Here is a 12,434-nt window from a genome sequence, read left to right on the forward strand (position 1 = left end):
GGCGGACTACATCAGCGCACGAGATCGGACATGCCGAGCACCCGGCTGCCGGGTGCCCGCCCACCGCGCCGACATCGACCACATCCGCGACTGGTCACACGGCGGACCCACCGAAGAGCGCAACCTCGGCACCCTCTGCCGCCATGACCACGGGCTCAAACACCACGGAGACTGGGAGTACCACCAAATCGCACCCGGCCTCTTCCAATGGCACACCGCCCTCGGCCACACCTACCTCGTCCCACCCGAACCACGACCAGAGACCTAGAGCACTCTGAGGTCAGGTTCAAGATCGGGCCTTGAGCTACCGCGGCAACCGTCGTGCGCCATACCGTCGCTCCCGCGGCCTCACCCACCGCGTTTCCACAACCCGCCGCCAGCCCGCAGCATGGATCGGCGATGAGGTGGCGTCGTGCCACCTGACAGTCGCGGGCTTCGCCGGCGATGTAGGCCACGCCCGGGCAGGCAGGCAGGTCGAGAGCCCGTAGCGCGTCAAGGCGACGGCGGCCGTCTCGTCTCCCACGAATACGTGGTACGGCGCGGTCTCGTGCCGGACGAGCTTGCCGGTCGGCCGGGTGAAGGCGATCGGCTGGCCGGGCCACCTACGGCAACCTCGACGGTCCGAGCAAGGCGAAGCCATCGAGGACGACTTGGCTCACGAACTCGTTGGTGAGGTCGCTGCTTTGGCAGCGAACGCAGCGCGAACGAAGAGTTCGCTCTACTGGGTCTACTAATGGGAAAAGGCATTAGCTATGCTGCCCGCATGGTCTCGATCTCTCACGAGCGTCCGGTCGAGTCGCAGCGGCGACTCAGGTCGGTGCTTCGTGCCGCGCGACTCGTTCATCTGCCGGGATCGTGGTGCTTCCAGCGCATCGAAAGCCACCTACCCGCTGACGCCCTCGCCACGGTGCGTGACGACGACGGCTGGTGCGCCCTCATACCCGCGACAGCCGACGCCGCCGAGCAGTTCGGTGTCACGCTGACCACGTTCGCGCCGCAGCTCGACAACAGCGGCTACGTCGGCTGGCTGGCCACGACGATCAAGCAGCGCCTGGGCAGCGGCGTGTTCGTCATCTGCGGCGACAACCCGCGCCGCGGCGGCATCTTCGACTACCTCGGCTACCCGCTGGACATCGCCGACGCCGTCCGCGCCCTGATCGACGAACTGGGCCAGCCGATCGCCGCGGATCCGCTCGATCTTGACCTGCACGTGTTCGAGGTCGTGGAGACCTCCCCCACCAGCGCGATCTCGCGCGACACCCGGTTCGAGTTCCGCGAGCAGGGCGGCCAGGTCGAGGCCGGCTACACCGGAGGCGAAATCGTGAGAGGCACGCTCGTCGGGCGTCGCGAACACGACCGCGTGACGACCTCATACGCCCAACTGGGCACCGACGGCCGACCCCGGTCCGGCATGGCCACCATGCACGTCGAGCAGACCGCTGACGGACGACTGCTGCTGTCCGAGGAGTACACCTGGTCGGACGGCACGACGGGCCGCAACGTGCTCCGATCGATCGAGCAGAGCGATGCTGCCTGAACCTGTCGCGATCGCGTTCGCCAACACGCGCTCGTCGGCCGGCAAGGACCGCATCACGACCCTCGTGCAATGGCGGGCCTGGGTCGACCCCTGGCCCGGCCTCCGCCGGGCCGGTCACGCCGTCGACGACGATGGCCTTGCCCTCCTCCGGTCGACGCGGGACGACGTGCAGATGCTCCTGCGCAGTGCCGCGGGCAAAGAGCACCGCGAACCGGAGGCGACCGGAAGGTTGCTGGAACTCGCCCGTTCAATGTCGAGCCTTGACCTGCGCTGGCGGGATGGTCGCCCCACACTCGCCCTGGCACCGGATGCCGCCCCAGCAACGGTAATCGCGCAGCATCTCACCCACGCCGCGCTCGACCTCCTGCTGACCGGACCGCCATTCGTGGCCTGCGAGGGGCTGGAATGCCGCAAACTCTTCGTCGCCTCCCGGCCGGACCGCCGCTGGTGCGACAGCGCCGTCTGCGGCAACCGCGCTCGGGTCCGCACCCACAGCAATCGCGCCCGTCAAGCGAGGACCTCGGGCTGAGGAAACGACAGGTGATTGGTCAGGACGCGATGCGTCCAGCCAGTCACGAACAGGCGGTCACCTGGGCGTCCACCTCCGGTGACCGCCTGCCCCCTCACTGCACGGTCAGCACCAGCTTCCCCGCGGTGCGGCCCGTGTCTCCGAGTTCGTGCGCCTTCGCCGCGTTCGCCAGCTCGAACGTGCCGGCGATCCGGGCGCGCAGCCGGCCGTCGGCCGCAAGGTGGGCGATTGCCGCCATCCCGGCGTGGTCGTCCTCCACCAGCATGACTTCTGCGCGCACACCGAGCCGAGCCGCATCCTCGGCGAGCGCCGGAATCCCATCATCGAGCCGGAGGGAGACCAGGATGCCGCCTGGGCGCAGGCTGTGCAGGGAGCGGATGGCGTGGTCGCTGCCTTGGGAGTCCAGGACGACGTCGGCGTCTTGGACGGCCTTGGTGATGTCCGTGGTGTGGTAGTCGAGGACCTCGTCCGCACCCAGGGCACGTACGAAGTCATGCTTGGAAGCGCTTGCGGTACCGATCACGTACGCCCCGTGGGCCTTGGCGATCTGCACGGCGAGGTGGCCGACGCCGCCGGCCGCTGCGTGGATCAGCACCCGCTGGCCGGCTTCGAGGTGGGCGGTGTCGACGAGGGCCTGCCAGGCGGTGAGGGCGGCAAGCGGCAGGGCGCCGGCCTGCACGTGGTCGATGGCAGCCGGCTTGGGTGCGAAGGCCCGGGCGGGGCCGGTGACGTATTCGGCATGCGAGCCCACTCCGTACGGGTACGGCAGCATGCCGAAGACCTCGTCGCCCGGCTTGAAGAGGGTGACGCCGGCGCCGGTCGCCTCGATCACGCCGGAGACGTCCCAGCCGAGGACGAACGGCGGCTCGCCGAGGAAGAGCCCGGGGACGCTGCGGTGCTTCCAGTCTGTGGGGTTGACCCCGGCCGCGTGTACTCGGACGAGGAGCTCGCTGGGCCCGGGCGTCGGCCGTGGTAGCCGGACTTCCTTGAGTACCTCGGGGCCGCCGAGGACGTCCTGGCTGATCGCGCGCATGGTGGTGGTGTCGTTCATGTGCCCCAGCTTGCGACGCTGGGGCGGCCGGGCGGGAGTGGCATGAATGCCATTGACCGATAGGATCGTGCCATGCATCGTGTCGTCGTCCTGGCGCTCGACGGGGTCTATCCGTATGAGCTGGGCATCCCGCAGCGCGTCTTCGGCACCGCAGACGGCCGATACGAGGTGGTCACCTGCACGATCGACGGCCGCCCGGTGCGTACCTCCGCGGACTTCGCGATCACCGCTGAGAGCGGGCCGGAGGCACTGGCCACCGCCGACACGGTGGTGATCCCGCCGTACCAGTCGGCTCCGGCCTCGGCGCAGCTCCCGGCGCCAGTGGCGGACGCGCTTGCACTGATCCCGGCCGGCGCGCGCCTCGTGTCCATTTGCACCGGCGCCTTCACGCTCGCTGCGGCCGGCCTGCTCGACGGGCGTCCGGCCACGACGCACTGGAATCTGGCGGCCCGGTTCCGGGAATTGTTCCCCAAAGTGGCCCTGGATGCGGACGTGCTGTTCATCGACGACGGCGACATCCTCACCTCGGCCGGGGCCGCGTCCGGCGTGGACGTGTGCCTGCACCTTGTACGCAAGGACCACGGTAGCGAGGTAGCGAACCGCGTCGCGCGCCGGTGCGTGGTGCCGCCGTGGCGCGACGGCGGGCAGGCGCAGTACATCGAGCAGCCGGTGCCCGAGCCGTCGGGAGCCGGGACGGCGGCGACCCGGGACTGGGCGCTTAGGCGGCTGGACGAGCCGCTGACACTGACCGACCTCGCCGGACATGCCCGGATGGGCCTGCGGACGTTCGCCCGCCGGTTCCGCGACGAGGTAGGGATAAGCCCGGGACGGTGGCTGATCCAGCAGCGGATCGCCCGGGCGCGGGAGCTGCTGGAGTCCAGCGACCTACCGGTCGAGCAGATCGCCAGCCGGGTGGGCTTCGCGACGGCCGCGTCGCTGCGGCAGCACCTGCACGCCGCGATCGGCGTCTCACCGCACGCATACCGCCGCACCTTTCAGGCCACGGGCGACCGCTGACCCGCAGTTAGCCCGAGCGGTTCTGACATCTCTGAGGTTGCCCGCGCCAGAACCGAGGGGCAGCGCCACGTTCTCGATCGCGACAGCGGGCCGGTCACCCGTCAGTTCCCATGCCGGGGTTGGCCTCGAGATGCTTGAGCAGGTAGTCGCGAAGATCGACCACGTGATAAGCGGCGGCGGCCTCGGCCTTTGCCGGATCGCCTGCGGCGATGACCTCGTAGAGTTCGCGGTGTGTGCGGAAGACCTGTGCGCTGGAGTCGTAGAACTGCCGGTGCATGCGGAAGGTCTGCAGTAGCGGGAGGCGCAGGCTTTCCCACATGCGAAGCAGCATCGGGCTGTCGGCCAGCCCGAATATGGTCGCGTGGAACTCCATGTCGAGGGTTACCAGGTGGGCCCAGTCGTCGTCTTCGGTGGCCTGGGCCATCCGGTCGAGCACCTCGCGCAGGGCACTGAGGCGGTGCGGATCTCGGTGAGCGAGTAGGAAACGGACCGCGACCGGTTCGAGCGCCTGCCTTATCTCGATGACCTGGGCCGCGTCGGTACGGGTGAGGGTCGCGACTCGGGCGCCGCGCCGCGGCAGCACCTGCACCAGGCCCTCTTTGTCGAGTTGGCGCAGCGCGTCGCGGACTGGACCGCGGCTGACTCCGAACTCCTCCGAGATGTCCCGTTCCACGAGATGGTCGCCGTCCTGGTATCGCCCGGCGAGGATGTCGTTGCGCAGGCGTTCCGTGACCTCGTCGCCGAGGCCGGTGAACGTGATGCGGCGGCTCGGATCGTTCATCGGCTCTCTTCCGGGGGGCAGGCGAGTTCGACCAGGCAGCCGTCGGGGTCACGGAAATATACACTGGTGGCCCAGTTCATGGCGCACTCTTCCCGTGTCGGGCCGTGCTCGATGTCGATGCCGTGCCGCTGCAACAAGTCCATGGCGTCGGCGACCGGTCCGGGAAACCGCAGGCAGAAGTCCGCACTTCCCGCGTGAGGCGTCCGCGCCCGGGGCGTCGCCTCGGTCTCAACCGGATGAATGTTGATCTTCCATCCATCGAAGTGCACTGATGGATAAGGTGTCTCGCCGGCCCGCCACTCGGCGACGTGCCTCGGCGTACCGCCGAGCACGTCTACATAGAAGCGCATGGTCGCCTCCACGTCCCGAGCGACGAGGACGAAATGGTCGACTGCCAGTGATGGGGCCATGAGGCCATGCTACCAGTATTTGGTTAACCATCAACCGTTGACAAGTGACCAACCTCGGGAGCAGGCTTTCAGGCCAATGGGGGACCAGACCGGAAGGAGCCGAGCCGTGCGGATAACGCTCACACTGGCGGTAGCCACCATCGTGACCACTCTGGCCGCCTGTGGTGGCAACAACTCACCCGACGCGGTCGGCAAGGACGACGGATCGCTCTCGCGGGTCCGCGGTGCCGGAAAGTTGACCGTGTGTTCGTCCAACGACGTCCCGTACTTCTACCGTGATCCCAAATCCGGCCAGTTGACGGGCACGGACTACGACATGATCAAGGCGATCGCCGAACGGATCGGCGTCCCGAAGGTTGAGCTCTACGAGGTACCCATCTCGGGAATCATCCCGGCGTTGAACTCCCGCCGCTGCGACATCATCGGGGACAACATCGCCATCACCATCAAGCGGTCCAAGGAAGTGGACTTCTCCGCGCCGATGTACCGGGCCGGTCAGGCGCTTGTGGTCCCCAAGGGGAATCGGGCGAAAATTCTGACCCAGGACGACTTCGGCGGCCACTCGGTCGGCTCCTACCAGGGGACGGTCCAGTTGGACTATCTCAAGGAACTGGCGAAGAAGGATCCCACCATCCGGGTCAAGGAATACAAGAACATCACCGAGATCGTCGCTGACCTCGAGGCGGGCAGGCTGGACGCCGGCGCGTTCGACGACATGGTCGCCGCGGCCATGATAAAGGCGAACCCGTCCCTCGGCATCGAGGTCATCAACTACAAACTGCCCATCGGCGACTACACGGTCGGGGCCGCGTTCCGCAAGGGCGACGTCGCCCTGCGGCACGCGTTCAACGACGGGAACCAGCAGGTCGCACGGGACGGGACGCTGTCGCAGATCTTCGCGAAGTGGGGACTCACACCCGCCGAGAAGTACGAGCCGTACCCCGGCTGCTGCGCTCCACCGGCATGAGCGGGTGAGTCAATGATCGCCCTCATCCGGGACTACGGTCCTCAACTGCTCCGAGGCGCGTGGCTGACAATCGTGCTGGCCGTCGTATCCATGCTGATAGCCATGGTTGTCGGGCTCGGAATCGCCCTCCTGAGCAGTTCCCGATTCTTGGCGGTGCGGATCCTCATCCGGGCGTACGTGGACTTCTTCCGTGGCACTCCGCTCCTCCTGCAACTGTTTTTCATCTACTTCGTCTTCCCCGAGGCCGGCGTGTACCTTTCCCCCGTCGTGGCGGGAGTCTCCGCGCTGTCGCTGAACTACGCCGCCTACCTCTCCGAGGTTTATCGAGCCACCATCGACGCGGTGGACCATGGCCAGTGGGAATCCGCCACGACGTTGGGGATGAGCAGGGCTCTGGCGTTCCGCCGGATCGTGTTTCCGCAGGCGTTCAAAATCGCGGTGCCGCCGGTCGGCAACTACTTCATCGCCATATTCAAGGACACCGCGCTGGTGTCGACCATCACCGTACAGGAGTTGATGTTCAGGACCGATTCGCTCGCGTCGACCACCTATGAGTACCTGCCGCTATACACGGTCGCCTTCGTCATGTACTTCGCGATCAGCTATCCGGCGTCGTTGTTGGTGCGATGGTTCGAGCGGCGCCTGTCACGCCGCGTCAGTGTCTCGACCCCGGCGGGTGTGTGATGATCGAAGCGACCGGGTTGTTCAAGCACTACGGGCCTCACGAGGTACTGCGGGACGTCTGCGTGACCGTCGCGCCAGGAGAGGTCGTCGCGGTCATCGGGCCCAGCGGATCGGGCAAGTCGACCCTGCTGCGTTGCCTGAACGGGCTCGCGGAGATCACCCGGGGCGAGATCACCGTCGCGGGTACGTTGCTGGTGCGCAAGGGGGATCCCGGGCAGCCCGACATCCAGCTGCACGGCCCCGATCTGCGCGCGCTGCGCGCCGAACTCGGCATGGTGTTCCAGCGGTACAACCTGTTTCCGCACATGACCGCGGTGGGCAACGTCATCGAGGCGCCGGTGCATGTCCGGGGCGTCACTGTGGACGAAGCGACGGAACAGGCACACCAACTGTTGCGGCGGGTCGGGTTGACGCACCGCGCACAGCACTATCCGCAACACCTCTCCGGCGGCGAGCAGCAGCGGGTGGCGATAGCCCGCGCCCTCGCCATGCGTCCGAAGGCCATGCTGTTCGACGAGGCGACCAGTGCCCTGGATCCCGAGACGGTCGGCGAGGTTCTTGCCGTGATGCGTGACCTCGCTGCGGACGGGATGACGATGGTCGTGGTCACCCACGAGATCGGCTTCGCCCGCGATGCGGCCGACCGGGTGGTCGTCATGGACGAGGGCAGCGTCGTCGAGGAAGGGCCGGCGAAGCAGGTCCTGTCCGAACCCACCAACCCGAGGACGCAGAGCTTCCTGCGCCGGGTCATCCAACGCTGAACCAGCGTGTTTCAAGGAGAATTCATGACCGGATCGCCCCCCGAACCCATCATCTTCGTTAATGGCGACTATGTACCTCAGTCGCAGGCCCGCATCAGCGTGCTCGACCACGCCGTCCTCTACGGAGACGGGGTGTTCGAGACCGCGGTGGCGTGGAACGGCGTCGTCTTCGAACTGGAGGCACACCTCGACCGGCTGTTCCGCAGCCTCGCCGCGATCTGCCTCGACCCGCCGTACACCCGGTCCGAACTCGCCGGCATCGTGTTGGAGACCATCCGGCGCAATGGGCTGGAAAACGCGTACGTCAAGCTCATCGTCACGCGCGGCGTGAACGACCAACCGCTGCTGGATCCCACCGGATGTGTCCCGGGAATCATCTGCTTCGCCCGCCCGTACCTCTACATGGCGAATCCGGACCGGGTCCGCGACGGGCTGCGGGTGAAGACAGCCGCCACCCGGCGTCCCCCCGCCCAGGTCCTCGATCCGCACATCAAAAGCCTGAACTACCTCAACCTCGTCCTGGCAAAGCTCGAAGCACGCGCCGCGGGCGCCGACGAGGCTCTGCTGCTCGACATCCACGGGCACGTCTGTGAGGCACCCGGTTACAACGTCTTCGCGGTACGCGACGGCCGGATACGCACGCCGTGGCAGGACATTCTGGAAGGCATCACCCGAAACACCGTGATGTCGCTGGCGAGGGACGCCGGCATCGAGGTATTGGCCGAAACCATCGAGCTGTACGACCTGTACACGGCCAACGAGGTGTTCTTCTGCAGCACCGCGGGCGGCCTGCTGCCGGTTGTCGAGATCGACGGGCGACGGATCGGAGACGGCCACCCAGGACGGGTGTTCAGCCAGCTTCGAGATGGATACCAGCGGCTTCTCGCCACGGGAGACAACGGGACCAGGGTCGACGCCTGACGTGGGCCGGTGACCGGAAGGAGCGAAATGGAGATCGACATCGTGATCGCCGCCGACCTCGTGGGCGAGGACGGCGACGCCGAGATCGTCCAGTGGCTAGTCGACGACGGCGGCCAGGTATCGGAAGGCGACGTGGTCGCCGAGATCGAGACGGCCAAGTTGCTGATGGAGATCACGGCGCCCGCCGCGGGCCGGCTGACCCGCTTGACGGCCGCCGGAGAAGTCGTGCCGGCCAACACCCACATCGCGAGAATCACCGATGGCTAATCATCCGGGAGGCACCACCGTGGTGACGGATTTTCCCTACCCGCGCCTGGGACGGCACGCGCTTGACCTGATGCGGCTCATCCGGGAGTTCGAGTCGCGCCTGGCGGGGTACGCCGCAGCTGGCCTGATCCGCGGTTCGACACATCCCGGCGTCGGCATGGAAGCGGTCGCGGTCGGCGTGGCGATCGCGCTCCGCACTGATGACACCATCGCCAGTACACATCGGGGACACGCACACTGCCTTGCCAAAGGAGCCGAGCCCGGCCGCCTGCTCGCGGAGATCTTCGGCCGTAGCGACGGATACTGCGGGGGCAAGGGCGGCTCCATGCATGCCGGTGTGGCTCCGCACGGCATCCTCGGCACGAACGGCATTGTCGGCGCCAGCATCGGCGTCGCCACCGGGGCGGCGCTGGCCGCACAGCTGCGCGGGCAGGACAACGTCAGCGTCGCCTTCTTCGGCGACGGCGCGATCAACCAGGGGATCTTCCATGAGTCGCTCAACCTCGCCGCGATCTGGTCGCTCCCGGTGATCTACGTATGCGAGAACAACCAGTACGCGCAGTCGGCCGCTCTGCGTGACATGGTCGCCAATCCCGACCTCACGGCACGCGCCAACGCATACGGAATCCCGACCCACGCGGTCGACGGGATGGACGTCGCGGCGGTGTACCGGGCAGCCGCATCGGCCGTCGGCCGGGCACGCACCGGACAGGGACCCACGCTGCTGGTCGCGGACACCTACCGGTTTCTCGGACACATGGTGGGTGACACCGAGATCTATCGCGACTCCGCCGAGGTGGACCGGTGGCGAGCCCGCGATCCCATCCCCCGGCTGACGGCCGAGCTCGTCGAACGCGGGCTGATGGGACCTGACGCGGTGGAGACCGTCGAACGCGCCGCCACGCAGCTGGTCGACCAGGCCGAAGAGTTCGCGCGCCGCTCGGCCGCGCCCCCGGTCGCGACGGCATACCTCGACGTCTACCAACCCGACGTTCACCAGGAGGCACGATGACCGAGCACCTTGCCATCTGGCGCGCCCTCAACGCCGCCCTGCGCGATGCGCTGGCCGCCGATGACCGCGTCTTCGTCATGGGGGAAGACCTGACCAAGTGGGCCACTGGGGGTGGCATATACGGCGTCACCAAGCGGCTCGCCGACGAGTTCGGCACGCACCGGATCCGAGACACCCCGATCAGCGAAGAGGCGATCGTCGCCGCCGGCGTCGGTGCCGCCATTCAAGGGTGCCGACCCGTCGTGGAGATCATGTACTCCGACTTCAGCCTGCTCGCCATGGACCCGATCGTGAACCAGGCGGCCAAAACCCGGTACATGTTCAACGGCCAGTTCCAGGTGCCGCTCGTCATCCGCAGCAACGGCGGATCCGGCATCGGCAAGGCCGCACAACACTCACAGTCGCTGGAGACCTTGTTCGCCCACATCCCCGGCCTGGAGGTCGTTCTGCCGGCGACACCGGACGACGCGTACGGACTGCTCCGCACCGCCATCCAAAGCCCCAACCCCACGATTTTCCTTGAGCACAAGGCGCTCTACAACGTTCGCGGTCCGGTGCGCCGCGAGCCGGTGCCGTTCGGCAAGGCCCGCGTCGCGTGTGAGGGCAGCGACCTCACCATCGTGGCGACCCAACTCATGCTGCACCGTGCGCTCGCCGTCGCCGCGCGTGCGGCGGAGACGGGGGTGTACCTGGAGGTGATCGACCCGCGTACCCTCTACCCGCTCGATCTGGACACCATCGCCAGGTCCGTCGCGAAGACCCGCCGGCTCCTCATCGCCCACGAAGCACCCCGCGACTTCGGTTTCGGGGCAGAGATCGCCGCCTCGCTGACCGAGCAGTGCTGGGACCACCTCGATGCCGCGCCGGTACGGGTCGCCGGCGCCCGCACACCCATCCCCTACGCCGAGGAACTGGAGCGCGAGGTCATCCCGGACGAGGATGACCTCGTCCGGGCGATCGCACAGTTGGTACCCACCTCGGCCGGTATCCGGACCAGCCAATCATGACTTCGGTGCTCGTCACCCGGCGCCTACCCACGGACGTCGCCGCGCTGCTGCGCCACCTCACCGGCATCGACATCGACGTCGAAACCTGGCCGGGAGCCGGACTCATGCCACGCGAGAAGCTCCTGCGCAAGGTCGCCGGCCGCGCTGCGGTGATCACCATGCTCACCGACCGTGTGGACGCCGAACTCCTCGAGACCGCCGGCCCAGACCTCAGGATCGTCGCGAACTACGCCGTCGGCCACGACAACATCGATCTGAGTGCATGCCAGCAGCATGCAGTGGTCGCCACCAACACCCCGGACGTACTGACCGCCGCGACCGCGGACGCCACCTGGGCGCTCATCCTGGCCGCCGGCCGGCGGATCGTCGAAGGCGATGCGGTGCAGCGCGCCGGCACACCCTGGTCGTGGGCACCCGACTTCCTGCTCGGTCGCGAGATCACCGGGAAGACACTCGGTATCGTCGGCTTCGGCCGGATCGGTCAAGCCGTGGCGCGCCGGGCCGCCGGCTTTGAAATGACCGTCCTCTTCCATACCGCTTCGAGCAATCGTGCCCGCACCGTACCCGGCGCGACCGCGACACCGCTGGCCGAACTGCTGGCCCGCTCGGACATCATCACCGTGCACCTACCCGCGACCGCCGCGACCCATCACTTCTTCGGCAGGCAGGAGTTCGCCGCGATGAAACCAGGCACGCTCTTCGTCAACACGGCACGGGGAAACATTGTCGACGAGGGCGCGCTGTCCGAGGCACTCGCCTCGGGCCATCTCTTCGCCGCCGGACTCGACGTGTTCGAACACGAGCCCCACGTGCACCGCCGCCTGCGCGAGCTGCCCAACACCGTCCTCACCCCGCACATCGCCAGCGCGACCAGTGAAACCCGCGCCGCCATGGCCGAGCTGGCCTGCCGAAACATCGCTGCCGTCCTCAATGGACAGGATCCACTCACGCCGATCCAGAGCTAATTCGCTGTGGTCGTGGCCGTTGGGTAGGTTGTGCGTAGCGTTCCAGTTCGGCCGGACCAGCTGCATCGACCGGATGCCGGCCGGCAGGGCCACGATGGCCGCGCGCCAGCACCGCTCGCGGTACCTGGCCATCTTTGAGCTACGGCTGGAGGGCCTGAGGCGACCGGCACTCGCCGCCGCGATCGATGAGCTGATGGTGGCGTACGGAGGCGCGCTCTTCGTGCTGGCCACCGGCCAGCGGAGACCGTGAGGACAGCGGCTGTGCGGGCCCCTCGCGGTCGCGATTGTGGAAGGCGGTCTCGCGGCGGCGCGGGCGTGACCGTAGCGCCGCGGGCCGCAGTCTGGTGGCCGGAGGGCAGCGTCCGCCCCGCGTCTCGGTCCGCGTTTGCTCCCGCGTCTCGAAGAGGGGAAACCCAGCGAACCAAGAACCAGTTTTCACCCGGACCTCAACTCATCCGGCCCAGGCCAACCGGAGCAACCGGATCCGGCGCGTCAGCGCGGTTGCGCCCAGTTTCTATGATCATT

At 67.6% G+C, this 12,434-nt stretch carries 16 protein-coding genes; 13 read left to right on the forward strand and 3 right to left on the reverse strand.

Annotated features, from left to right (window positions below):
- The 3 genes from QMG73_RS45535 to QMG73_RS45545 all read left to right on the forward strand — a co-directional run.
- Positions 1-268 (forward strand): HNH endonuclease signature motif containing protein (locus QMG73_RS45535; protein ID WP_281906343.1); only part of this gene is annotated, 268 nt, incomplete at its 5' end.
- A gap of 495 nt (positions 269-763) precedes the next feature.
- A complete protein-coding gene (locus QMG73_RS45540) occupies positions 764-1,537 on the forward strand; it encodes a DUF6196 family protein (protein ID WP_281906344.1) in 774 nt (257 codons plus the stop codon).
- The gene (locus QMG73_RS45545; protein WP_281906346.1) at positions 1,527-2,066 is read left to right on the forward strand and encodes a CGNR zinc finger domain-containing protein; all 540 of its coding nucleotides are present in this window, start codon (positions 1,527-1,529) and stop codon (positions 2,064-2,066) included. The genes QMG73_RS45540 and QMG73_RS45545 overlap by 11 nt, the downstream gene beginning before the upstream one ends.
- A gap of 94 nt (positions 2,067-2,160) precedes the next feature.
- Here the strand turns inward: QMG73_RS45545 and QMG73_RS45550 are convergent, their stop codons facing one another.
- Positions 2,161-3,117, reverse strand: coding sequence for an NADP-dependent oxidoreductase (locus QMG73_RS45550; protein WP_281906348.1), 957 nt, complete (start codon positions 3,115-3,117; stop codon positions 2,161-2,163).
- A gap of 72 nt (positions 3,118-3,189) precedes the next feature.
- Here QMG73_RS45550 and QMG73_RS45555 point away from each other — a divergent pair, with 72 nt between their 5' ends.
- A complete protein-coding gene (locus tag QMG73_RS45555) occupies positions 3,190-4,134 on the forward strand; it encodes a GlxA family transcriptional regulator (RefSeq protein WP_281906349.1) in 945 nt (314 codons plus the stop codon).
- Between the two features lie 94 nt (positions 4,135-4,228).
- Here the strand turns inward: QMG73_RS45555 and QMG73_RS45560 are convergent, their stop codons facing one another.
- Together QMG73_RS45560 and QMG73_RS45565 are read right to left on the reverse strand one after the other, a co-directional pair.
- A complete protein-coding gene (locus QMG73_RS45560) occupies positions 4,229-4,915 on the reverse strand; it encodes a GntR family transcriptional regulator (RefSeq protein WP_281906351.1) in 687 nt (228 codons plus the stop codon).
- Complete coding sequence (locus tag QMG73_RS45565) at positions 4,912-5,325, reverse strand: VOC family protein (protein ID WP_281906352.1); 414 nt, start codon at positions 5,323-5,325, stop codon at positions 4,912-4,914. The genes QMG73_RS45560 and QMG73_RS45565 overlap by 4 nt, the downstream gene beginning before the upstream one ends.
- Positions 5,326-5,431: 106 nt before the next feature.
- Between QMG73_RS45565 and QMG73_RS45570 the strand changes: the two genes are divergently transcribed.
- From QMG73_RS45570 to QMG73_RS45610, 9 genes are all read left to right on the forward strand, one after another.
- Positions 5,432-6,292: a substrate-binding periplasmic protein gene (locus tag QMG73_RS45570; protein WP_281906355.1), complete on the forward strand. Its 861-nt coding sequence runs from the start codon at positions 5,432-5,434 to the stop codon at positions 6,290-6,292.
- A 12-nt stretch (positions 6,293-6,304) separates the two neighbouring features.
- Complete coding sequence (locus QMG73_RS45575) at positions 6,305-6,976, forward strand: amino acid ABC transporter permease (RefSeq protein ID WP_281906357.1); 672 nt, start codon at positions 6,305-6,307, stop codon at positions 6,974-6,976.
- The gene (locus tag QMG73_RS45580) at positions 6,976-7,737 is read left to right on the forward strand and encodes an amino acid ABC transporter ATP-binding protein (protein ID WP_281906359.1); all 762 of its coding nucleotides are present in this window, start codon (positions 6,976-6,978) and stop codon (positions 7,735-7,737) included. Before QMG73_RS45575 ends, QMG73_RS45580 begins: the two co-directional genes overlap by 1 nt.
- Positions 7,738-7,761: 24 nt before the next feature.
- Positions 7,762-8,658 (forward strand): branched-chain-amino-acid transaminase, encoded by an 897-nt coding sequence (ilvE, locus tag QMG73_RS45585; protein ID WP_281906360.1) that lies wholly within the window; start codon positions 7,762-7,764, stop codon positions 8,656-8,658.
- A 27-nt stretch (positions 8,659-8,685) separates the two neighbouring features.
- Positions 8,686-8,925, forward strand: a complete 240-nt coding sequence (locus tag QMG73_RS45590) for a biotin/lipoyl-containing protein (RefSeq protein ID WP_281906361.1) — start codon at positions 8,686-8,688, stop codon at positions 8,923-8,925.
- Positions 8,918-9,937 carry a thiamine pyrophosphate-dependent dehydrogenase E1 component subunit alpha gene (locus QMG73_RS45595; RefSeq protein WP_281906363.1) on the forward strand — a complete coding sequence of 340 codons (1,020 nt, stop codon included), beginning with the start codon at positions 8,918-8,920 and terminating at the stop codon, positions 9,935-9,937. The genes QMG73_RS45590 and QMG73_RS45595 overlap by 8 nt, the downstream gene beginning before the upstream one ends.
- Complete coding sequence (locus QMG73_RS45600) at positions 9,934-10,944, forward strand: alpha-ketoacid dehydrogenase subunit beta (protein WP_281906365.1); 1,011 nt, start codon at positions 9,934-9,936, stop codon at positions 10,942-10,944. Before QMG73_RS45595 ends, QMG73_RS45600 begins: the two co-directional genes overlap by 4 nt.
- A complete protein-coding gene (locus QMG73_RS45605; RefSeq protein WP_281906366.1) occupies positions 10,941-11,909 on the forward strand; it encodes a 2-hydroxyacid dehydrogenase in 969 nt (322 codons plus the stop codon). Before QMG73_RS45600 ends, QMG73_RS45605 begins: the two co-directional genes overlap by 4 nt.
- A gap of 73 nt (positions 11,910-11,982) precedes the next feature.
- The gene (locus QMG73_RS45610) at positions 11,983-12,159 is read left to right on the forward strand and encodes a hypothetical protein (protein ID WP_281906367.1); all 177 of its coding nucleotides are present in this window, start codon (positions 11,983-11,985) and stop codon (positions 12,157-12,159) included.
- Positions 12,160-12,434: the final 275 nt, after the last annotated feature.

Source organism: Phytohabitans aurantiacus, from assembly GCF_027923225.1.
Lineage (GTDB): Bacteria > Actinomycetota > Actinomycetes > Mycobacteriales > Micromonosporaceae > Phytohabitans > Phytohabitans aurantiacus.